Genomic DNA, 22883 nt, shown 5'->3' on the forward strand with positions numbered 1-22883 from the left:
GAACAAAGATTTAGATTACATAGATACACTCTTCGGCCGGCTTCTGGCGGATGCCGAACTCGAACGTATCCTGACGGAGTCCCCGCCGCATCGTTTCGAGCGACAGAATATCCTGCGGCTGGATATTGCCCAGGTGCACGCCCGCCCCGAATTTACGCAGCAATAGTACTTGCTGCTGTTTAAGCGGAGCTTCCCACATGAGCCGCTTCGTATCCGGCACGAATTTGAGGATATTGTCCAATATGTCCTGGCGGCATTCGCCATGATCATCGAATATGCCGACGCCCATCCCCGATTCGCGCGCTTCCACGGTCATCAGCTCGGCTCCGGCTTCGAGATCGGCTTCCTGGGTTTCCGCGAGATGGGTCGCATCGATCAAAGAACCGGATAATTTCTTGCCATATTCGGTGACGACGCGCAGGCCTCGACTTTTGCCTTCCTGGATTAGTTCGGTGCGGCGTTTGCGAGGCAGATCGATCGTGCCGTCGGACACCTCGATGCCGTTAAAGCCAAGCCGGCAGATGGTATTGAAGAAGTCCGGGACTACATCCTGTTGAACCGCCGTTTCCAGCAGCGTCCCGCCGGGCATCACCATTATGCCCTGCTGCTTGGTAAGATTGATCTTGTACATCAACAGCTCCGTGCTGTAGAGCGGGGCCGTGCCGAATCCGAATTTGATGCAATTTACGTAATCCGCGGCCAGTTCAATGAAATCCGTGAAGGCGCTCCGGCCAAGCCCTTTATCGATTACCATCGTCAGGCCGGGACCGGTAACCTGCAGTTCGGGCAGGCTTCCTTCCGGATCGTTCGTTTGACGCAGTCCGCTCGGATCAAACAGCTCGGCAGGCCATACGGCACGTAAGGTACTCTTCATACTGGAATCTCCTCGTTTCCTTGTTAACTTATCGTTTCACCGATGACATAAGCATCATATGCAAATCCGATGCGGCGGGTGCCCATGAATTAACAAATAATGGTGAAAGAATCAGTTGATTTGGCGAGGAGGTTTGATCAGAAAAAAGACCAGTCCCAACGCAACCAGAGATAAAGAGGACACCGTGATAAACACGACGCGGTCGGAGATGTCCATCATCCATCCGAACAGGGGTGGACCAAAGGCAACGCCCAAAAAACGCAGGCTGTTGTAAAGCGACGTAATCATGCCGCGCTCGCTTTTTTGCACCGCGCCGGTAATCATTGTGTTCAAACAAGGCAGAAGCAAGCCGGTACCGATGCTGCTGACCGTCAATAGTCCGATAAATACATAAATGTTCTCGAAAAAGAAAATCGTCGCGGCCAGCGCCAACGTCATCATGACCAGCCCGATGTTCATCAGCCAGCGGATCAGCAGCCCCTTCTTCTTGATCAAGCTGCCCGTCGTATAAGAAGTGATGACCATGCCGAGCAGGGGGATCGCCAATACCGCGCCCTTTAAGACTCCGTCAATGTTATAGGGAGCTTCCTCCAACGTATTGGACAAGTAAAACAAAACCCCGAATAAAATAAACAGGCCCAAAGAACCGGCGAAAAAGGAAGTGATGAGCCAGCTCCCCTTTTTGCGGAAGATTTGGCCGATTTTATGGATATACGCCTTCAAAGGCTGTTTTTCGCCCAGCTTGGGTTCCTTGATTAGAAACAGAACGGCCAGCAGCGATAAAGCGCAAAACACGGGGAATGCGAAAAAGGAAGCATACCAAACAATCAGCACCAGCAAAGACCCGATGATCGGGCTCAGCACCTTGCCGACGCCGTTCGAGGCTTCGATCAATCCCAGGGCTTTGCTTTCCGTCCCGCCTTTGTACAAATCCCCTACCAGCGCCATCGCAATCGGCGCCGTTCCCGCCGCCGCCATTCCTTGAATGGCCCGCGCCGTGATGATAATGGCGTAGGAGTCCCAAATCGCGCCGAAACCGGCCAAGAGCCCGGCGCTCCCGTAGACGATCAAAGCCGGTATCATGATTTTCTTGCGGCCAAACCGGTCGGACAGGTAACCGATCACCGGAATGAATACGCCTGCGGCCAAAGAGAAAATCGAAATGATCAAGCTGCTTTGAAACTTGCTGATTTCCAACTGCCGCTGCATTTCCGGAAGAACGGGCACCAGCATCGAATTGCCGAACACCAGCACGATGGGGATTGTAGCAATGGCCATAAATTCCCATATCCGGCCTTTAGAACCGCTCTTTTCCGAGGTTTCCGCCTTGGGGTCGTTCCGTTCGGCCGATTCCTGCTCGGGCAGGGAAATGTCGCTTTGGAACGTGATTTGCAGCCTTTTCCGCGTTTTGGTGTTATCCATGGGTTTAGCTCCTCAACGTTGAATTCGGAACACAAAGAATACGTTCATTATTTGTCATTCGGAAATCGGGTATGCATCGATTTGCACGGCGCACCACCTATCGGGCATAAGCTGATAGTGTTCAAAGCAGAAGGGTAGGGGAAACATGATCCAAATTGTACAGGGGAATAACCACCGGCTGCCGGATGCGGAGGTCCATGTGGTGATCGATGTGATCCGGGCCTTTACGGTGGCGCATTACGCTTTTATTCGGGGAGCAAGAAGAATTGTTTTGGCCGGTTCGCTGGAAGAGGCGTTTCGCTTCAAACGGGACGATCCGGATTGCTTGCTGGCGGGAGAGATCAATGGCTTGCCCATTCCGGGGTTTGATTTGGACAATTCGCCTGCTCGGATCGCGCAAGTCGACCTGACCGGAAAAACGTTGATTCAAAAAACGACGAACGGCGTGGAAGCCGCTTTGAACTCGCTCAATGCCAAGCATGTTTTCGTTACGGGGTTTTCCAATGCGGCAACGACGGCGGCATGGATCAAAAGTCGGCTTATGAGTGCCAGTTCCGAGCTTGCGTTGCATTTGGTCGCGTCGCATCCGACGGGCGATGATGATCTGGCCTGCGCCGAATATATCGCCGGGATCTTGCGCGGGGACGGAAGGCCAACGGCGGCGCAAACCTTGGAGCGGATACGCGGGTCAGAGGCGGCGGCCAAATTTTGGGATCCGGAGCAGCCGGCGTTTTTCCCCGAGGATCTCGAGCTTTGCTTGCGGGAGCGCCTCGCCGGTTTTGTGATGAAGGTGATTACCCGTGGCGGAATCCCTGTTGTTGAACGGGAGAACATTTATTAAGGGAGAATCGCGAAGGATTCTCCCTTTTTTGTGCCTACTCCGGCTTTTTGACTTGCAGCGGCGGAGGAACGAGCCAGCCTTTGTCTTTGCTCATGCGCAGAATTCTTAATGCCAGCGCGGTTTTCGTCGCATGGTATTTGGCAAACAATGCACCGATATCCTCCCGGATCGATAACCCCATGGCTCCGCTGCAGCCGGTCAATGAAGCGGCAGTGTCCATGGCGATTTTCGCCCCGATTTCCGCATCGGCAAATCTGGCACCCGGCGGGATATCCTCCAGCTTCACTTCCGGCCGCTCCGGCAGCATTGGGGATGGGGTGATCCCATTATCCGTTAACAGCTTGTCCAATTCTTTAATCTCCAGCTTGGCTTGATCCATCAAATCCTTCAGGATCTCTTTCAAATCTTTGTCACCGGCATGATACGTGAACAGCTGGTAGCAGGACAAGATCATCTTGGCCGCCATCGAACTTTCCCAAACGGTAAATATTTCGCCGTAATGCATCGGCTCGTGCTTCGGATTGCCGTCTAACACACCCATGAAGATTTCTCCTTTGCTTCGTCAAATTTCCTTGCTATGTGTAGTATGTCTCCGGATGGGAGGTTATATGATGAAGATTTGTGTGGCCAACTAGGCACTTTTGCAGCAAGTCATTTGTTATATAGTGTAGTTAAAGGCAAGGAGGGGTGTAAAACGGAACGGGAACAAGGAAGGGAGCAAGCCTTCATCGAAGCGCTGGTCGCTCGCGTGCAACAAGGGGACAAGGAGTCGTTCGCACCGATCGTCGACCAATTTCAGCAGCAAATCTTCCGCTATTGCTGTCGGTTGCTTGGAAATCACTGCGATGCGGAGGATGCGGTTCAGGATGTCTTTGTCAAAGCTTACCGCGCGATTCATAGTTACAAGCCCACCGTGAATTTCTCCGCGTGGTTGTACCGGATTGCAATGAACCATTGTTACAACCTGCTGCGAAGAGAACGTCTGCACCGGAAATGGCTTGGGCACTTTAAGCCGATCCTTACCGCAGCAAGCGCGGAGCAAGAGATCGAGGGGCGATTATACAGCTACCCGGTTGAGCGGGCATTGAAGCAATTATCGTTGGAGGAACGCAACATGGTAGTGCTTCGCGTTATGGAGCAGCGTTCATTTACTGAAATGAGCGAAATTTTGGGGCTCAGCTCCAATGCGTTACATAAACGGATGAAACGGATACAGCGCAAGCTGCAAACGGCCATATCCGCGGATAAAGAGGAGGAGGAAATTGCATGTTGCGAAACGGAAACCGCCTTGAATTCGAAAATCTGATTCGAGTCGAAGGCCGAATGGAACAGCTTCCGAGGATCGAGGTGACACAACGGGTCATGGCAAGGATTGAAGGGGTGACGCCGGTACGAAAACGGCATACCTGGAAGCTCCTGAGCCCAACCGGGGCGGCGGCCGGGTTGCTTATGCTGCTGCTGATCTCCGTCACTGCATATGCGGCATCGGAGTATATTCAAATTCGCAATGCGGCGGGGCAAGTCAAAGTACAGTATGCGGCACCGGAACGTAAACCGGAACCTGCAGCGTACAACAACTTCGAGCAGCAAGCACTGAAGAAGGCAGAGCCTGGGGAGCTTGTCGCCTACTACGTCAGAGATAACCCGAATAACCCGAGTCCGGCGTCCTCCGATTCCGATCCGAGGAAGAAACTGCAATTCGCTTATCAAGAAAAACGCTGGACCTCTTATGCTGCATTTCTAAAAGAAATGAAACGAACGGGCGCACCGCAGCTGCCGGAAAGCGTGGCCGGTTATCCGCTCGATTATGGGATATTGTGGCCCAATTATCCAACATCGCAGCAACTGAATACGTCACCTTTTTATCAAAAGGTATTGGGTGAGTTAATCTCGGAGGCGGAGGGTGCGACGGGAACACGGGTGTTTAGCCAAACTGTTCCATGGTCGGAGGCGGCTTCCGTCTATGGCAAGTATACTCTCGGGACGGCTCATATCGGGTTAAGCGCCAACCTGTTGCATGGGGGGGATATGACCGTTTTCCAGGAGCCGGAGAATCATACGGAAACCTTCCAAGTGGAAGGGCGGACCGTAATTTACAATGACGTGGATCGGAAAGAAGTCAGCTATCACTACCTTAGTTGGTATAACGAAAAGCAGGACGCTTATTATATGTTGACGACCCATGGCGGGCGGGTGCTTTCAAAGGAAGAACTGCTCCTTCTGGCCGAAGAATTAATTCGAGATGGATTATAATATCGTAACTTTCTCCCGGATTCGCCGTCTATATTTGGTAGATGAGCGAGAAAGGAGAAACGAGTATGAAGTTAGGCAAAATTCGGCTGCGGCCGGCGGTATACGGCGCGTTGGCGACAACGCTCGCCTGGATCATGACCGCGAACCCGGTTGCTGCCGCAGAGGCGGAGTTTTACCACGCCTATACGAACCCGGATACGAAGGAGGCTTACTATAATGCCTATTTACCGACAGATGGCGGCAAATTGGAGCGGAAGGTCTTGTCCCGGACGGCGGACGGGACTTGGTATGTGCTTCCCGATACCGTCAGCGAGCTGTGGGGCGACGAAATGAGTCCCTATGTGCATGTACTGACGCAAGGATTAAACCCGCCGCCGTTCGGCGAAGTCTACCTGGACACGGCCGGGGACCGGTTGGTGGGGAAGACGGGGTATCAGCATTCGCCAAGCGGGAAGTTCGGGATTCGAAAGGTGATTTATTACGAGGGTTATTCCAAGCGGGTCGCCCTGTTTCTGAAAAATAATCAGAACGGCGTGATCCGTCAGGTCTCGGATCGCGGGGAATGGCCCGTAACCTATTGGCTTCCGGACGGTTCTCTCTTGATGGAGCGGTACAGCGAAACGGCCAAGCAGAATGAAATCGTCCGCCTGAACCCCGATACGCTGGAAACGCAACGATTGTTGCTTGCTTCTTTGCTGGGTTATGACGAGCAGCGGGGACAGCTTCTGCTGGCTTATAACGAGCCTGCCCGGCAGCCGAATTTATACGATGTTCACACCCGTAAGGTCCGGAGCGTAACCGATCAAGAGGTTAAAGCTTTTTATGACCGATTGCAAGATTCGGCCGGGACGAAAGCACCTGAAGTGCCGAATGATTTGGCAGCCGATCAACTGCCGGTGAAAACGCTGGAGTACGTTCAAGAAGGGGAGGCCCATTTGACGGTAAACGGCACGAAAATCGCTTTGCCGTTCGTCTTTTTTGGACTCGACCGAAAGTTGTATATTCCGGTTCGCCCCGTCTGCGAAAGTTTGAGTTGGGAAATGGAGCGGAGCTCGGGAAGCGATATGAAATCCTATCGGTATACCGTTTCAACGGGGACCGAGTCCTTTCAAATTGACCGCTCGAACTCGAAGGTGATTGGGGATCGGCTATATCTGCAAGCCAATGTGCTCAACCGACTGGTTTCCGACTGGGGGATTGAATGGGACCCCGTAAAATAACGTAAATCCCGCATAAAAAAGCAGGCCGTTTGGTATCCTTAAGGCCTGCTTTTTTATGCGGATTAACGGTGCAACGTATAACGATTTGCTTTACTTAAGCTGCGAATCAGCTCAACTTCCTCGGCGCGTAGCTCGGGAAGGTCCGCCGCGGCAAGATTCCGCAGCAACTGGTCGCGCGAGCTGGCTCCGGGAATGGCCACGGCCACCGCCGGATGGGCAAGCGAATAGCGGATCGCCAGTTGGGTCAAGCTGCGTTCCGGCGTTTCCAGCTCCTGCAGCTTCCGGCGCAGCTCAAGCAGCTCGTCCAGCTCGTAATCCAGCACGCCTTTGGCCGGTTCGCGGTTAGCTGCCAGCGCTCCGCTGGCTAACGGACCCCGGGCGATCACGCTGATCCGATGCTCCTGAAGCAGGGGAAACACGGTCTCCTCACCGCGCCGGTCCAGCATGCTGTATTGATTCATGACGCTGACGATCGAAGAACGGGAGACATACTCCCGTATCACGTTCGGACGAATCGAAGAAATTCCGTATTCGCGGATGACGCCTTCCCGCTTTAGTTGTTCAAACGCTTCAATCGTGTCCTCGATCGGATCTTCGATCGTCCCGCCGTGGAGTTGATACAGATCGATATAATCCGTGCCGAGCCGGCGCAGGCTGTCTTTGACCGCCGACAGGATATACGCCTTGGACGGATCCCAACTCCAGCCGTCTTGGCCGGGAATCCGGCGGTTGCCGACTTTGGTCGCCAAGATCACGCGATTCCGGCGTCCCTGGATTGCCTTGCCGACGATTTCTTCATTGGTTCCGGCATCGTATAAATCGGCGGTATCGAGAAAATTGACGCCCCGGTCCAGCGCCTCATGGATCAGGGCAATCGCCTTCGACTCCTCCGTCCCCAGCGACATGCAGCCCAGTCCGATTTCGCTGACCATCAGGTCGGAGGAGCCCAATCGGTTCATTTTCATTTTTATGTACTCCTTATCATTCATAGTGGTCATTCTATTATAAACCAACCCTCGAACATCTGGAATCTTACAGAAGCTCCATTAGCAATGAAAAATAACGCGGGACTCTCCGTTGTTCTCGGAAGGCCCCGCGTTAATTTACATATACAAGCTGGCCAGCAAGATCCCCAAGCTTTCCTCATAAATCTCGTCGAATTGCGATAACGGCAACGGGTTGACGCCGGTTCCCAGCTCGATGGTAAACCCGGGACGCCGAAAATCATAGATGAACCAATCCTTAAATCCGGCATAGCTTTCCACGTTGCGGATCGCCTCGTACCCGCTGACCCGGGCGAATTCGTTCGCCATCGTTTCGGCATAAGCCGGCTCGCGGTTTTCGAAGCCCCAGTAAATGACCTCGCCTTGGGTATGGAAAGCGAGCACATGGGCAAAGTTGCTTTCCCGGGTTAGGTTGGCCATGGCGATCGCTTCGGGTTCGGTCAGCGGAGCGGTGCCCGGAAAATCCCGGGGGCCGCGTTCCACCGGATTCCGGGCAACCTCGCGCTCCCATAGCGCCGGGAACTGGTCGTTCAAGTCAACTCCGTTGATATTGGCTTTCCACCCCTGGAAATCGGTGTTGCCGCCGTTGTAAGCCAGCACGTTGCTGCGGTAGGGCTCTTCGGGCGGCAATCCGTGAAGCGCGAGGTCTACGCCGTCCGGGTTCACCATAGGCACCATCGAGAAGGTAACCCCTTCGTAATAAGGCCACATTTGCAGACCGCGAATCGGGCCGCTGTTCGTCAGAGCAAGCAGATACTGGTTCAGAAATTTGATCAACACCGGCGTCGTGATCCATTCATTCGCATGAAAAGCCCCGTTGACATGCACCGATTTACCGCCTTTTCCGATGCGCAGTTCGGGGATAGGCTTGTTCATGACCGTATTCCCGATATTCCGGAAGGCTATAAACGGATAGATGTCCATCAATCGGTTCAAATCGTCCCGCAATGCGGCGTAATCGTACGGTTTGCGGATGTCGACCACGAACCAGGTAACCCGCAGCGGAAGCTGCAGCGGCTGACCGGCGGCAAGCTGGTTTGGATTCACCGATTGGTTGAGCAGCAGGATCGCATCCATCGGAACTCCGCGGTCCCTGGACAGCTTCCAAATGGAGTCCCCGGCTTTGACCCGGTATTCGCTGGACACAAAACCGGGGATGCGGATGGTCTGGCCCGCGCTCAGACTCTCGGCTTGAAGGCCCGGGTTGGAATCCGCGATCAACTGCAGCGGCAGTTGAAAGATCTGGCTGTAATGCCATAACGTATCCCCCGGGCGCACCTGTATACGCATAACTCATCCCTCCTGCACATTATTGCCTTATAACAGCCTATGTAGGAGGGAGCGAGCTCCATGCCAAAAGGAATTCGCCAGCGGACGGCGATTTAACGGAAGGATAGCACAACGACCCGTTTTCCATTACACTGGATGAAGTAAAGAATCCGAAAATGTGGTGATCCGTTTGTTTCAAATCATGTTAATTGAGGACGATCCGTCGTTGTTTCAAGAAATTCGGGAACGTCTGCAGCAGTGGTCCTACGGGGTGCATGGCGTTCAGGATTTCGGCAGCGTTCTGCAGGAATTCACGAGGATCCGCCCGGATCTGGTCCTGATCGATATTCAGTTGCCCAAATTCGACGGTTTTCATTGGTGCCGCCAGATCCGTGCCCATTCCAACGTACCGATCATTTTCCTGTCCTCGCGCGATCATCCGACCGACATGGTGATGTCCATGCAATTAGGCGCGGATGATTTCGTCCAGAAGCCGTTCCATTTCGAGGTGCTGATTGCCAAAATCCAGGCTACGCTGCGCCGTGTGTACAATTACAATACGGAACGCGTCGAGCTGAGGACCTGGCGCGGAGCGACGATCGAATATGGCCGGAACACCATCGCGACGGAGCGGGGAACGATCGAGTTAACGAAAAACGAGATGCTGATCCTCAAGCTGCTGGTAGAGCAGAAAAACCGCATCGTCAGCCGCCAGGAGCTGATCCGCAGTTTGTGGGACAACGAGCATTTTGTGAGCGACAATACCTTGACGGTGAACGTGAATCGGCTGCGCAAAAAGCTGGAGGAGCTCGGGCTCGGTGCTTACATCGAAACGAAAGTAGGACAAGGGTATATGGCAACGGAAGAGGTCCAGGTTCTATGATTGGAAAATACTTGCGCGAACGCTTAAGCTGGATCGTGCTCGTGCTCGCCTTGCAGGTGCTGCTCCTGTTCGTCGCTGCGGTTGACACGGCCATTCCGTTCATGCCGATGGTGTACGTCGTTTTTTTGTCTCTGTTATTGTTTGGAGCGTTTCTGCTGATTCGCTATCCTAAGGAAACCCGCTTCTATCAAAGTCTGGCGGCCTGGGACGACACGTACGATCTGAATGCGATCGCTGCGCCGGAAAGCCCGCTTGAAGGCGTCGTCATGGACCGGTTAAACGAGCAGACGGACAAGTTCCGCAAAGAAACGTCGCAGCTCGTTGCCCAACTGGAAGAGGAGAAGGACGAGCTGATGTCCTGGATTCACGAGGTTAAAACGCCGCTCACCGCCATGCGGCTGATGATCGACCGGATGGGCGACGAGCCGTTGAAGGAGCAACTGCGGCTGGAATGGCTGCGCATACACCTTCTGCTGGACCGCCAACTGCACCAGAAGCGGATCCCGTTCATCGAAAACGATCTCTACATCGAACAGGTGAAGCTGGAGCCGCTGCTGTTTCAAGAAATTCGGGAATTGCAAGCGTGGTGCTTGCAGAAAGGCATCGGCTTTGATGTTAACCTAGTTGTCCAGGAGGTACTTACGGATGCCAAATGGCTGGCGTTCATCGTTCGGCAGCTCTTGACCAATGCCGTGAAATACAGTGAAGCCTCCGACATCGCAGTGGAATCGGGATTTAGGCCGGATGGCCGGGTCTGGCTTAGAATCCGCGACAAAGGGAGGGGGATCGACGCCAAGGATTTGACGCGCATCTTCGATAAGGGGTTCACCTCCACGATAAATCATGAGGATCAAGCGGCTACCGGAATGGGGTTATATTTGGCGAAGAAAGCGGCGGATTCCCTGTCGATTCGCATTCGCGTCGAATCGTTGCCCGGCGAAGGCACCGCTTTTACGTTGCATTTTCCAAGAAGCAATGGCTACGTCCGTACGCTGGGCATGTGACGATATTGTCACATGCCCGGTTGCTTTGTTCGGCGAATCGCAGGAAATGCTCATCCCGGTTGAGCTAAGATTAGGGCAGGACAAAGGAGGGATCAATCATGGCGATACTCGAAGCCAGCAAAATCCATAAAAGCTACGGCAACAAATTCAATCGTCAGGAAGTGTTGAAGGGGATTGACCTGAACGTGGAGAAGGGCGAGTTCGTCAGCATTATGGGGGCGTCCGGCTCCGGCAAGACAACCTTATTAAACGTGCTGTCTTCCATCGACAAGGTCAGCCTCGGCAGCATTAAGATCGAAGGCAAAGAGTTTACGGGGCTGAAGGAGAAGGAACTGGCCGAATTCCGCAAATCCCATCTCGGCTTTATTTTTCAGGAATACAACTTGCTGGATACGTTAACGGTCAAAGAAAACGTTCTGTTGCCGCTCTCGATCCAAAACGTCTCCCGCAAAGCGGCTGATCATAAGTTTCAGGCGATCGCCACCGAGCTGGGCATCTACGATATCAAGGACAAATACCCGAACGAAATCTCGGGCGGGCAAAAGCAGCGGACGTCGGCGGCGCGGGCGTTCATCCATGATCCGAGCATTATTTTTGCCGATGAACCGACAGGTGCGCTAGATTCGAAGTCGGCGTCCGATTTGCTGAACAAGCTCAGCGAGCTGAACCGCAAAATCTCGGCTACGATCATTATGGTCACCCACGATCCGGTGGCGGCGAGCTACACCAGCCGCGTCGTCTTCATTAAGGACGGACAAATCTATTCGCAGTTAAATAAAGGCGATGAGCCGCGTCAGGCGTTCTTCAACGACATCATCAAGGCGCAGGGCGTGTTGGGCGGGGTGCAGGAATGAGCTTGACCCATCTGATTTACCGGAATTTGAAGAAAAATCTCAAAAACTATTACCTGTATGTATTTGCCTTGGTATTCAGCGTTGGGCTCTATTTCGCGTTCGTCACGTTACAGTACGATCCGGCGCTGGATGAGATAAAGGGTTCCGTGAAGGGCGCTGCCGGGCTGGCCGCGGCTTCGGTGCTGCTCGTCGCGATTGTCGCGATTTTCTTGCTCTATGCCAATACCATCTTCATTAAACGGCGAAGCAAGGAGATCGGACTGTTTCAATTAATCGGGTTAACGAAAGGGAAAATCTTTCGTATCCTCAGCAGCGAAAATCTGATTCTTTATTTCGGATCGATGCTGATCGGCATGTTCGTCGGGTTTTCCTGCTCTCGGCTGCTGCTCATGATTCTGTTCCGGATCATCGGCGTGGACGCCGAGGCGAAGCTGCGGTTCTCTTCACTAGCGCTGGTGCAGACTGTTGTCGTCTTTGCGGCGATCTACCTGCTGATCATGCTGATGAACTATATGTTCATCAAACGTCAAAGCATCCTGTCGCTGTTCCGAGTGACGTCCACAACGGAGAATACCTACCGCAAAATGCCGTTGTCCGAAATTGTCATCGGCGTTCTGGGAATCGGCTTGATTCTCTTCGGCTACCGGATATCGGCGGATCTGTTCAGCGGCGAGTATACCGAGATGAAGGGGTTGTTCCTGGCGATGATCCTGATTTTAGGGTCGGTGATCATCGGGACGTATCTGTTTTATAAAGGATCCGTCAGTTTTATCTTTAATCTCGTTCGTAAAGCCAAAGGCGGCTACCTTTCCCTGAATGAGGTGTTGTCGCTATCCTCGATTATGTTCCGGATGAAATCGAACGCGCTGCTGCTGACGATCATCACGACCGTATCGGCGCTGGCGATCGGATTGTTGTCGCTCAGTTATATCTCATATTATTCGACGGAAAAATCGGCCGAACAAACCGTACCGAATCATTTCGCGTTAATGGATCCCGTGGACGTATCCGCATTCGAGCAAGCTTTGGCCAATGCCGGGATCGATACGCGTAAAACCCAGCGCCGGGTGCTTACGGCAAAGGCCGATATATCACAGATTTTCGGCAACATTCCGGAGGCGGAAGAGGGCGTCACGCTGGCCGTCGTTGACGAACAAGAGGTCGAGGGCGTGGATCTGGATCCGGAGGAAGCACTGTTCGCCGGTTCGAGTAATGCTATGGAGCAATTCATGGGACTCAAGAATCGGGGAGACGTGATTCTAACGGGCCGTGCGGAAGTGGTGCAAGTGACCGTGATCGAGACGATCAAAGATGCCGTCGTGTCGATGTCATTTTCCTCGGTCATGCCGTCGCTGATCGTCGATCATACGGTTTTTGAGCGTTTAGTCGAGGATGCAGATCCGGGGCTCCAAATCAGGTCCCCGTATTATTACGGGATCGACGTGACGAATCCCGATTTCTTGGAGCGGGCGAACCGGATCTTTCATGACACGGGCTTCGATGAGCGTGCCGGCGCGATGTCCCAATTCCAGATCATCATGGACCAGAAGAGCAATATGGGATTGATCATGTTCATCGTCGGATTCCTGGGATTGACCTTCCTGATCACTTCGGGCTGCATCCTGTATTTCAAGCAAATGGGCGAAGGGGAAGAGGAGAAGCCGAGCTATACGATCCTGAGGAAGCTTGGATTTACGCCGGGCAACCTGCTCCGCGGCATCCAGTTCAAGCAGGTATTCAACTTCGGCATTCCGCTGGCCGTCGGCTTATCGCACAGTTATTTTGCCGTCAGATCCGGCTGGTTCTTGTTCGGAACGGAGCTGTGGACGCCGATGATTCTGGTGATGTTGATCTATACGGTTTTATATTCTATCTTTGGTTTGCTGTCGGTCTTGTTTTACAAGCGAGTGATTAAGGAATCGCTGTAACGCGAGGGAATTCTAAGCGCAAACAAGGCGGAATCGCCCATTTTGGGGCGACCCGCCTTGTTTTGTTGGTTGATTCGGTCGATTAAGATTAAGGTTTCTTCGGAAGCCCGTAAGCTTCACGAACAAGTGCAAAGTAAGAATCTGCCAGCACGACTTCAAATTCCGGTCCGAGCGATTCCGTGATGGCCACCACGTCCGACGGTTTCATGCTCCAGGCGTTGATCCCCACGGAAATAAACGTCGGAGAGTTCCCGTCCCAAGCGGATTTGAACTCATTTAAGATGTTGATCCCGTCCTGGACGGTGGAGGTGCCGCGAAGATAGGACACGGGCAAATTACCGTTGACGATTTCTACGCCCATCTTATCTCCGCCTCCGAGGAACAGGCCCGGTACTTTCAAATATTTCACGTAGGCCTCCGCTTTGGAACCCGTGAGTGGAACGTCCAAGGCGACTTCGCGGTTCAGCACGTAAGGATACGACATGCCGGATTTTTTCAAGTAGGGGTAGGAATCTTTCATGAACCGGGCAAAGCTTTCCTCCGGCCAAACCTGCGGGCTGAAGTAACCGGCTCCCGACGGCCCGGCGACCAGTTGGTCGTTCTTCGTTGCGGTTGACTGGTAGTAGCCCAAAATCGCCGGCGCCGCATCATAAAGAAGCGGGCTGGCCGTCCAGTTGATCGGTACTTGACCGCGTGCGGGATCATCCCACAGATTGCGCATATGATTTTGATCGTATTGCAGATTGTCGCCTTCACCAAACGTGAAGGTCACGTAAATCTTGTTGTTCAGTTTTGGAGTTGTCGGCTTGTTGGCAGGCGCCGGCTGCGCTTTGGTTCCCGACAGCACCGTCATATTGTGGAACCAGTCGGCAGGCAGGACGTAAACGCCATGACGTGAGGTCAGATCGATTCCGGCCACTTCGCCTTCAAAATCATTATCGAACCAGCCCAAATACGGCGTCCCCGGCTCAACGTCCGCTAAAATCCGTTCGAACAACGCCTTTTGTTCGGGCACTCCGCTGGAGAGCCAGAACACCATCGCTTTGTTGGCAACCGCGTAATCGCGGAGGTAACCGAACGGCTCCTTTTGCTCCGAGGAGAGCGGCTTCACGCTGCTGGCGGAGACTTTGAATTGGTTCCACATTTCAACGGATACGGTCAGTTGCTCGGTTCCCGCCGGCGGGATGAACTCGTACACGAAATAATTGCCATTGTCGGCAAAACGGTGGTCGGCGCCCGGTAGAAATTTGGAGCCTTGCCGGTCATACAGATACGGTTCCTCTTCCGGCGTGCCGGTGTCGAAGCGAAGGATCTCTTCCCCGTCCGCCGTCACGCGGATTTCATGGACCGCAGGCCCCCAGCCGTCCTGTGTAAAGGCATCCTGAAACCGCAGGTAGACGGCATCTCCTCCTAAAAACTCGGACAAATCAAGGTCATACGATCTCCGGTTGCTCGCATCGCGAATTTGCTCCGATTCGGCAAGGATCGTCCGGAATGAAGCGAAATTATCCGGAGGAAGCGGGATCGACGTATTCGGGCTGAGGCCAACCAGCATTCGTTTCGTCGTTTGGCTCCATAAATGCTCATATTGCCAAGTGTAGGCATCCATCCGATCTTGGAATTTCCCTTGCAGGTCCTCGACCACGCGCAAACGATAAGGCGCCGCAGTCAGTTCTTCAGCCATATCGGGACTGGCGACGACGGCGTCTTTCAAACCGGCAAGCGTCGTCGCCACATTGATCGAGTCGGGTACGGCCGGATCGTAGACGATCACGCCCTTTACCTCTCGGGCATAAGCCTTGACGATGTCTATCGCGTCGTCATGAACCCGATAAGGAACCCGAATCTCGTTTAACCAGGGATCGTTCTCGTTTTGCTGCACATAAATTCTCGGTTCTTTGCGGTTAACGATGCCTTGAAGCGTCGTGAGCAGAATTTTGATGTCGCCTGGCGCATCGTACACTTGAGCCACATCCAAACGCTTGGCCTTGGCGAACGTGGGAAGCTCCTGATCCTTCGGCCATACGATGCCGCTCTTCTTGTTTAAATCCGCTTGAGCGGAATTCTCCGCGGATGCCCCTAAGGGCAGAGTGAATGTACAAACTAATGCCAAACTTAACACAATCCATTTTCGAAACATCATTCGTCACCTCTCTTAATTAGAAAATAAGTTGCGAAGAACATGTGATGATCGATGATCCACCTCCTGGCTTGACGAAATGGGTGAAATGGAAAGGCTTTCATGATATATTTAATATATTCATTTATATATTTCAATACCTTCGACAAAACTTCGCATGGATCGATTGAAAATTTTAGGTTTATATGAATTTTCGACCCCTGCCGCAATAGAATAATAAATTCCCGCAAGGACTAAATCACGCCTAACGATATATCAAATATGACATTTTAGGTTTGAGAAACATGACGAATGCCTTCCAGATTTAAGTTCGGCTGAATGAAAAGCCAAGCCGCAGGAAACGCTATTCAGCGAAAAGGGGGGAATCGCCATGCCCAATCGCGATCACGCACCGATCGAAACGGATGGAGATGCGCGCACGATTTACGAAGATACGACCCCGCATACGCGGTCCGGTTTCATGCCGGAGCAACCGGATGTCACCTCATTCGAGTCCGACGATCGGGATGCGGACCAAGACGCAGCGCGAACTTGACGGAAAACAGGCCTTTCTTCCGGACGTAGAGAGGCCTGTTTTTGCCTATGTTGATTCCGGGAGCGAAATTACGATACGGGTATAAAGGATGGGGAACTATGGGGTTGCAATTTCCGAAGGGATTTCTGTGGGGAGGTTCCGTTGCCGCCAATCAGCTTGAAGGCGCGTATCGGGAGGACGGAAAAGGCTTGTCCATCCAAGACGTCCTGCCGCATGGCGTGAAGACGCCGCCGACCGAAACGCCGACCGAAGCCAATCTGCGGTTGGTCGGGATTGATTTTTACCACCGTTACAAGGAAGATGTCAAGCTGTTCGCCGAGATGGGATTTCGAACGTTCCGCACCTCGATCGCTTGGTCGCGGATCTTCCCGAACGGGGATGAAGCCGAACCGAACGAAAAGGGGCTGCAATTTTACGATCGTCTGTTCGATGAGTGCCTGAAATACGGGATCGAACCCATGGTGACGCTCTCCCATTATGAAACGCCGCTGCATTTGGCAAAGGCATACAACGGATGGACGAATCGCAAATTGGTCGATTTTTATATCCGGTTCGCCGGAACGGTGTTTGCGCGGTACAAAAACAAAGTGAAATATTGGCTGACCTTTAACGAGATTAATTCCATCCTGGAGCATCCGTTTATGGGCGGGGGCATCGTGACCCCGAAGGAAGAGCTGACCCAGCAGGATCTGTATCAGGCTATCCATCATGAGCTGGTGGCGAGCGCTGCGGCGGTGAAGATCGGGCATGAGATCAACCCCGATTTCAAGATCGGCTGCATGGTGCTCAGCTTGCCGACTTATCCGTTAACGCCGCATCCGGGCGATGTGATGCAAGCGATGCATACCGATCATCAAAACACCTTTTTTCTTGAGGTTCACGCACGCGGCCGTTATCCGGGATATATGAGACGGTTCTTTCAGGAAAACGGGATCGAGCTCCGCCTGGAACCGGGGGACGAAGAGACGCTCGCGCATACGGTCGACTTCATCTCCTTCAGTTATTACATGAGTATATGCGAGACGGTCGATCCGAAGAAACAGCGCAAAGGCGAAGGGAATTTGTTCGGTGGCGTGCCCAATCCGCATCTTCCGTCCAGCGAATGGGGCTGGCAAATCGATCCTCAAGGGCTTCGGTACATCATGAACGCGTTTCACGACCGATATCAAAAGCCGTTGTTTATTGTCGAAAACGGCCTGGGTGCAGCGGATCGGCCGGTTACGAACGATTGGGGGGAGCTTACGGTAGAGGATGATTACCGGATCGATTATTTGCGGGCGCATCTTCTCCAGGTGGCGGAAGCGATTGCCGATGGAGTCGAGGTCTGGGGATATCTCGTTTGGGGATGCATCGATCTGGTCAGCAATTCCACCGCCGAAATGAAGAAAAGATACGGATTGATCTATGTGGACCGGCATGACGACGGTTCGGGAACACTTGGGAGATATCGGAAGAAATCGTTCCACTGGTACCGGGAAGTGATTCGCACCAACGGCCAGAGCCTGTTTGAAGGTTGACTCGATCCGTCGTATGAAGCCCGGTTAGTGTTGGGGACCGTATATTTGCTCCGAGTGGGACGGAGATGCGTTTTCAGGCGTATCTCTGCAGCAAGCTGAAACTGGCCGGCTACGATAAAGTGCTGGCGGAGCTGCCAAAACAGCTGGACGCCTATAAGGTCCAGTTGGGCGACTAACCATTTCACCAGGCTTACCTGTAGCTCCAACGTGCAAGGAAATGTTAGGCTGAACCGGCGTGAACTCCTGGAGTCGCGCGACCGGTTCGGCCTCTTTTTCTGGGAAGACGAGAGGGGATTTTAATTTGCAAGAAAATAGATTTACATTTTTCATAATGAGGCATATACTAGAGCTATAAAGTTGCATTGGGGAAACTTTAATGGATATAGACAACTTTGGATGGCGCAAGGGAGGGAACGTCATGATGGAACAAAGTGTTGCGCAGCAACCCACTCAACTAGCTTCAAATGGGATGGATCACCCATCGTCCGCGCAGGCCGCTTTGGACGGCCGAACGAAAGGCCTGAAACGGCTATTGCCGTTTCTTGGACCTGCGTTCATCGCAGCGGTTGCTTATATCGATCCCGGCAATTTTGCAACGAACATCACGGCGGGGTCCAAATATGGATATCTCTTGCTGTGGGTCATCTTCGCCTCCAATTTAATGGCGGTATTGATTCAAGCGTTATCTGCCAAACTGGGCATTGCCACCGGCAAAAACCTGCCTGAGATCGCCCATGATCGGTTTCCGAAAGGCGTTTCGATTTTCTTGTGGATTCAGAGCGAACTGGTCATTATCGCTACGGATTTGGCTGAGTTTATCGGGGCGGCTTTAGGGTTATATCTGTTGTTTGGGATCCCGATGTTGCCTGCGGCCATTATCACCGCGCTCGGTTCCTTTGCGATCCTGGAGCTGCAGCGCCGCGGCTATCGTTCGCTTGAAGCCGGCATCGCCGCGATGGTATTGATCGTCGTGCTGGCTTTTGCGTTCCAGGTTATCGCGGCGAATCCGGATTTCGGCGCAGTGGGCGCCGGCATGGTTACCCCGCGGTTTGACGGAGTGGATAGTGTCTTGCTGGCCGCGGGCATCTTGGGGGCGACGGTGATGCCCCACGCGATTTACCTGCACTCTTCGTTGACGCAAAACCGTATCGTCGGCCGAAATGAAGCGGAGAAGAAGAAAATTTTCAAGCTGGAATTCATCGATATCGTGCTGGCCATGTTGATTGCCGGAGCCGTAAATATGGCTATGGTGGTCGTGTCCGCCGGGCTGCTTTTCAAAAATGGGCTGGTGGTTGAGGATTTGGACGTTGCCTTTCACCAATTCGGTACGATTGCCGGACCGGTTACCGCGGTTTCCTTCGGACTTGGCCTGCTGATTGCCGGATTATCCAGTTCTTCGGTAGGTACAATGGCTGGGGACGTGGTCATGCAGGGATTTATCAACAAGCGTATCAACCTGTACGTTCGCCGGGCGATTACCACGATTCCTCCGCTCGCGATCATTATTTCCGGCGTCAATCCGACCAGCGCTTTGGTCATGAGTCAGGTTGTGTTATCGTTTGGCATCGCATTCGCCCTAATCCCGCTTATTATGTTTACGTCCAATCGACGGATCATGGGAGGTTTGGTGAACCGCCGATTAACGACCGCTTTAGGCTGGAGCATCTCCGCTTTGGTAGTCGGATTAAATCTGTTTTTGATCATGCAGGTGCTTATTTAAACTAAGGCGAAAGAGAACAACCCGCAGGTTGATTCTCTTTCGCCTTCCGTCTTAGAAGCACGTAAACGAGCGAATCCGATTCAAATCGATGCCGAAGTATCCCCAGAAGAACCCGAACCATCTGAACCCTGCAATCGAAGTGCGTCCGGCGAAGATCGGAAAGAACCAGAATTGCTCGCCGTTGTTCAGCCAAATGTAGGTGTTGCGAAATAAGCAGGGTCTGATCCCGCCGGGGTCGATGGCAAATGTACCGATCTGCATTTGCGGGACAAATGGCGGCGGGGGAGATGTCGGCGCTTGAACGCCTCCCGGAGTCCCCGGGAATCCCCCTGGCCCTCCCCCTGGAAACCCCGAACCCCCCGGTATGCCGGGCCCGCCCGGAAATCCCGGAAATCCCCCGCCGGGTCCCGGTGATGGAAAAAATCCCATATGTGATCGCTCCTTTTCGATAAGTAGGCATAATCATCATATGCATTCGCGGAGAGGACGTGCGGGGACACCTTCAAATGTGCTTCATATCAAAACAGGACCCTGCGGCAAAGGCATGATCCCGTGAGGTAAAGCTATCGATTAACCGGTGAAGATGTGATTTCCGATTTGAAGCTTCTGCGGCCTTGACCAAATCCACTTGCTTGTGGCCGTTTTCGGATTGAAATAATAAAGCGAGCCGTACGATGGATCCCAGCCTCTGACCGCATCGAATGCGGCTTGGTAAGCCGTGCTGTCCGGCGTAAGCCAGATTTGCCCGTCATCAACCGCCGTAAAGGCGCGGGCTTGAAATACGACGCCATTAATCGTATCGGGAAACAGCGGCGATTGAATTCGGTTCATGACAACCGCGCCGACGGCCACCTGTCCCGTATAGGGTTCGCCTCGCGCCTCACTGTAGATCACTCTGGCCAACAGATCGATCTCGCTTTGGTTCAGCGAATATTTTTTTAGCGCCGCCCGCGTTTGAGGACCTGCCGCCCCGTCGATCTGGAGCCCATAGTTCGCCTGGAAGGTTTTAACTGCTTTTTGGGTATGCGATCCGTAGTAACCGGTCAGTTGTTGATTGAAAATTCCTAACGCTTTAAGTCGGTATTGCAGATCCCATACATCGCCGCCCGTGCTGCCCACCTTGAGCGTGCCGGCGGCCGCATGCGTCGTTTCGCTAAACATCCCTAAGCTGAATGCCAGGATTGCAAGCAAAAGGAATCCTCGGAATGTCTTCATCTCGAATGGCCTCCTTTCCAATACACATTGTAGGAGGAGACCGGGAACGAGACAACCCACAACATTTGGCATAGGAGAAATGCTTCTAACATAAGCATTCGTTTTTCAAAAAAAGGAATGCGATCATTATCGTCAAATTTACTAGTAATGAAATATTTGCGAAACTGTAAAGACGATTTTTGGCAAATCAATATGGCATATGAAATGGGACGAAGTTGCGGAGGAATGGGAACCAGGAAGCTTAAAGATGATGAAGGTTTCATTTTCATGTAATGTACTATAGACAGATAAAGTCGTATAATGACAGGAATTTTCTTAATAAACAGGTTACCATTTGTTTGAGCGGGAGGTCATGTGAGTTGTATTGGATCGACGATATTCAGAAAGCCATTAATTACATTGAAGAAAATTTATTGGAGGCCATCAGTGTTGAGGACGTTGCCAATAACATTCATTCCTCAAAAGATTACTTCCAAAAAGTATTTAATGTGGTCACCGGTTTTTCTATTAGCGAATATATCCGCAACAGAAGACTGTCGCTCGCTGGTCAAGAATTGTTCAGGGGAAAAGCAAAAGTGATTGATGTGGCGTTTAAATACCATTACGAAACGCCTGAAAGTTTTTCGAAAGCGTTTTTTCGATTTCATGGTGCAGCTCCTTCGTCCATACGGACACGGGAACGGTTAAAAACGTTCAACCCGATTACCATTCAAATCAATATTCAAGGAGGATTCAACATGTCTGTAAAACTTGACGTAAGGAGCGTAGGATTTCTTCAAAATCTAAAAAATGATATGCGTTCACCGGAAAGCTTTGCCCTGCCCGCTTGTATGACATCATTGATGGAGTACATTGGAGAGGATGCGAGGTGGCAAACTATCCAAGCCCATAACCGTGATTACACCAAACGTAAGCTATATGATGCGATTTTGGCCGCAACCGGGATGGCTTTCGGACTCCTTTGGCATAAAGAGAATTGTCCGAGCAGTTTCGATTTGACGCAAGTAAATGATCATAACGCAACCCTATTTTACGCATTCGACTATGTTGGTTACAACTGCGAGATCGTGGATAAGACAGCCTCGAATTTTAACGAAATGAAGAGTTTAATAACCCAAAGCATTGATGCGGGCAAGCCCGTGCTTGCCTTCGGCATTGTGGGGCCACCAGAATGTTCGATTGTATGCGGCTATGATAGCGGCGGTGACACGCTTTTTGGCTGGAGTCATTTTCAATCCTACCATCCCGCCGACTGTGAAAACAACGGAATGTTCCGTAAATCCGACTGGTATACTGACATATGGAAAATCGTATTATGCAGAGATAAAAAAGAGCCAAAGACTGATTTAAAAGACATTATCCGGCGCGGCATTGCCATAACAACAGCAAATGAATTGGATGGGCTATACTCCGGCGCGACAGCTTATGACGCTTGGGCCAAATACGTCGCAGACCCGGCCTATAAATCAATGAGCGACGATGAGTTGCGCGACAAATATGAGTTTCACCATGATTTGGTTGGTAATCACGCTGAAGCAAGATGTTATCTCGGGAGTTTCCTGCACGAAACAGCGGAAAACGATGAACATCTCCATAAAATTGCGGACCTTTATAACGAAATACACGATACCTGTTGGCAAATCTGGGGGGTTGCAGGAGGCATAAACGCAATGGATGGGTACAAATGTCTACGTGACGAGACAAAGCGGGAAGAGCTTGAGAATTTGATAAGGAAAATCGAGAAACTTGACTTCTCGGCAGTTAAAGAACTAAGAGCTTGGCTTGACTCGTAAGTTTTAGATAACAATTCGAGCTTCTTGGACAATTTTCAGGTAAGTACTTGAAATCTTTTATAAGGAATGGTGTAGATGCAAAAACCTTTAGTAGTTGCGGTTAGCGGTTATTCCGGGTCTGGGAGATGTATTTCCTCCATGGAATTCGCGTAAAGGAAAAAGCGGATTTAATCGAGAAATACTTAGAACAATACTGAAAAATAATAGATGTAATTATAACTGAAGCCATTGGAGTCCATGATTTATGATATGGAAAAAGATTCATTTCCCGGAGAACATATAGAAGATGGAGAAACCAGTTTCCTGTCGCTTGCAGTAGCTGGTAATGCTTGGTACACTAACTTGAAGGTTTCCATTTAGGAAACCTCTATTTACATGGGAGGGATTTATATGGTAAGAAGTGTTATTTTT

Annotated in this window: 21 protein-coding genes; 13 read left to right on the top strand and 8 right to left on the bottom strand. The window is 52.0% G+C overall.

Translation table 11 applies throughout. From position 1 onward, the window contains the following. Positions 1-10: 10 nt before the first annotated feature. A complete protein-coding gene (gene comA / locus ACZF99_RS12310; protein WP_483612167.1) occupies positions 11-874 on the bottom strand; it encodes a phosphosulfolactate synthase in 864 nt (287 codons plus the stop codon). Positions 875-985: 111 nt separating this feature from the next. Next, complete coding sequence (locus tag ACZF99_RS12315) at positions 986-2296, bottom strand: MFS transporter (RefSeq protein ID WP_483612169.1); 1311 nt, start codon at positions 2294-2296, stop codon at positions 986-988. Between the two features lie 145 nt (positions 2297-2441). Here ACZF99_RS12315 and ACZF99_RS12320 point away from each other — a divergent pair, with 145 nt between their 5' ends. After that, positions 2442-3137 (top strand): 2-phosphosulfolactate phosphatase, encoded by a 696-nt coding sequence (locus ACZF99_RS12320; RefSeq protein WP_483612171.1) that lies wholly within the window; start codon positions 2442-2444, stop codon positions 3135-3137. Positions 3138-3171: 34 nt separating this feature from the next. Here ACZF99_RS12320 and ACZF99_RS12325 read toward each other — a convergent pair whose 3' ends face one another. After that, positions 3172-3678: a DUF3231 family protein gene (locus tag ACZF99_RS12325; protein ID WP_483612173.1), complete on the bottom strand. Its 507-nt coding sequence runs from the start codon at positions 3676-3678 to the stop codon at positions 3172-3174. Between the two features lie 114 nt (positions 3679-3792). Between ACZF99_RS12325 and ACZF99_RS12330 the strand changes: the two genes are divergently transcribed. The 3 genes from ACZF99_RS12330 to ACZF99_RS12340 all read left to right on the top strand — a co-directional run bounded on the left by ACZF99_RS12330 (position 3793) and on the right by ACZF99_RS12340 (position 6610). After that, positions 3793-4443 carry an RNA polymerase sigma factor gene (locus ACZF99_RS12330; protein ID WP_483612175.1) on the top strand — a complete coding sequence of 217 codons (651 nt, stop codon included), beginning with the start codon at positions 3793-3795 and terminating at the stop codon, positions 4441-4443. Beyond that, positions 4404-5390, top strand: coding sequence for a hypothetical protein (locus tag ACZF99_RS12335; RefSeq protein WP_483612177.1), 987 nt, complete (start codon positions 4404-4406; stop codon positions 5388-5390). The genes ACZF99_RS12330 and ACZF99_RS12335 overlap by 40 nt, the downstream gene beginning before the upstream one ends. A gap of 65 nt (positions 5391-5455) precedes the next feature. Beyond that, positions 5456-6610: a hypothetical protein gene (locus tag ACZF99_RS12340; protein WP_483612179.1), complete on the top strand. Its 1155-nt coding sequence runs from the start codon at positions 5456-5458 to the stop codon at positions 6608-6610. A gap of 62 nt (positions 6611-6672) precedes the next feature. On the opposite strand, the gene ACZF99_RS12345 is transcribed toward ACZF99_RS12340, so the two are convergent. Together ACZF99_RS12345 and ACZF99_RS12350 are read right to left on the bottom strand one after the other, a co-directional pair. Next, positions 6673-7575 carry an aldo/keto reductase gene (locus ACZF99_RS12345; RefSeq protein ID WP_483612181.1) on the bottom strand — a complete coding sequence of 301 codons (903 nt, stop codon included), beginning with the start codon at positions 7573-7575 and terminating at the stop codon, positions 6673-6675. A gap of 138 nt (positions 7576-7713) precedes the next feature. Continuing rightward, entirely contained in the window at positions 7714-8904 is a 1191-nt protein-coding gene (locus tag ACZF99_RS12350; RefSeq protein WP_483612183.1) for a M14 family metallopeptidase, read from the bottom strand. A gap of 169 nt (positions 8905-9073) precedes the next feature. On the opposite strand from ACZF99_RS12350, the gene ACZF99_RS12355 reads away from it, so the two are divergent. The 4 genes from ACZF99_RS12355 to ACZF99_RS12370 all read left to right on the top strand — a co-directional run bounded on the left by ACZF99_RS12355 (position 9074) and on the right by ACZF99_RS12370 (position 13552). Next, positions 9074-9766 (top strand): response regulator, encoded by a 693-nt coding sequence (locus ACZF99_RS12355; RefSeq protein WP_483612687.1) that lies wholly within the window; start codon positions 9074-9076, stop codon positions 9764-9766. Beyond that, positions 9763-10770: a sensor histidine kinase gene (locus tag ACZF99_RS12360; protein WP_483612185.1), complete on the top strand. Its 1008-nt coding sequence runs from the start codon at positions 9763-9765 to the stop codon at positions 10768-10770. Before ACZF99_RS12355 ends, ACZF99_RS12360 begins: the two co-directional genes overlap by 4 nt. Before the next feature lie 98 nt (positions 10771-10868). Further along, complete coding sequence (locus ACZF99_RS12365; protein ID WP_483612187.1) at positions 10869-11624, top strand: ABC transporter ATP-binding protein; 756 nt, start codon at positions 10869-10871, stop codon at positions 11622-11624. Further along, a complete protein-coding gene (locus ACZF99_RS12370) occupies positions 11621-13552 on the top strand; it encodes an FtsX-like permease family protein (protein WP_483612189.1) in 1932 nt (643 codons plus the stop codon). The genes ACZF99_RS12365 and ACZF99_RS12370 overlap by 4 nt, the downstream gene beginning before the upstream one ends. A gap of 88 nt (positions 13553-13640) precedes the next feature. Here ACZF99_RS12370 and ACZF99_RS12375 read toward each other — a convergent pair whose 3' ends face one another. Continuing rightward, on the bottom strand, positions 13641-15695 hold the full coding sequence (locus ACZF99_RS12375) for a GxGYxYP domain-containing protein (protein WP_483612191.1): 2055 nt from the start codon (positions 15693-15695) through the stop codon (positions 13641-13643). Between the two features lie 367 nt (positions 15696-16062). Here ACZF99_RS12375 and ACZF99_RS12380 point away from each other — a divergent pair, with 367 nt between their 5' ends. The 4 genes from ACZF99_RS12380 (at position 16063) to ACZF99_RS12395 (ending at position 19464) form a co-directional block, all read left to right on the top strand. Continuing rightward, positions 16063-16227: a hypothetical protein gene (locus ACZF99_RS12380; protein ID WP_483612193.1), complete on the top strand. Its 165-nt coding sequence runs from the start codon at positions 16063-16065 to the stop codon at positions 16225-16227. A 98-nt stretch (positions 16228-16325) separates the two neighbouring features. Next, positions 16326-17744 carry a glycoside hydrolase family 1 protein gene (locus tag ACZF99_RS12385; RefSeq protein WP_483612195.1) on the top strand — a complete coding sequence of 473 codons (1419 nt, stop codon included), beginning with the start codon at positions 16326-16328 and terminating at the stop codon, positions 17742-17744. A gap of 65 nt (positions 17745-17809) precedes the next feature. After that, positions 17810-17920: a DUF3502 domain-containing protein gene (locus ACZF99_RS12390; protein ID WP_483612197.1), complete on the top strand. Its 111-nt coding sequence runs from the start codon at positions 17810-17812 to the stop codon at positions 17918-17920. Between the two features lie 293 nt (positions 17921-18213). After that, entirely contained in the window at positions 18214-19464 is a 1251-nt protein-coding gene (locus tag ACZF99_RS12395; protein ID WP_483612689.1) for an Nramp family divalent metal transporter, read from the top strand. Between the two features lie 51 nt (positions 19465-19515). On the opposite strand, the gene ACZF99_RS12400 is transcribed toward ACZF99_RS12395, so the two are convergent. Both ACZF99_RS12400 and sleB read right to left on the bottom strand, forming a co-directional pair. Continuing rightward, a complete protein-coding gene (locus tag ACZF99_RS12400; protein WP_483612199.1) occupies positions 19516-19893 on the bottom strand; it encodes a collagen-like protein in 378 nt (125 codons plus the stop codon). Between the two features lie 141 nt (positions 19894-20034). Continuing rightward, on the bottom strand, positions 20035-20625 hold the full coding sequence (gene sleB / locus ACZF99_RS12405; RefSeq protein WP_483612691.1) for a spore cortex-lytic enzyme: 591 nt from the start codon (positions 20623-20625) through the stop codon (positions 20035-20037). Positions 20626-21038: 413 nt separating this feature from the next. On the opposite strand from sleB, the gene ACZF99_RS12410 reads away from it, so the two are divergent. After that, on the top strand, positions 21039-22472 hold the full coding sequence (locus tag ACZF99_RS12410) for a helix-turn-helix domain-containing protein (RefSeq protein ID WP_483612201.1): 1434 nt from the start codon (positions 21039-21041) through the stop codon (positions 22470-22472). Positions 22473-22883 lie beyond the last annotated feature (411 nt).

Source organism: Paenibacillus sp. JL3B1040 (assembly GCF_057063165.1).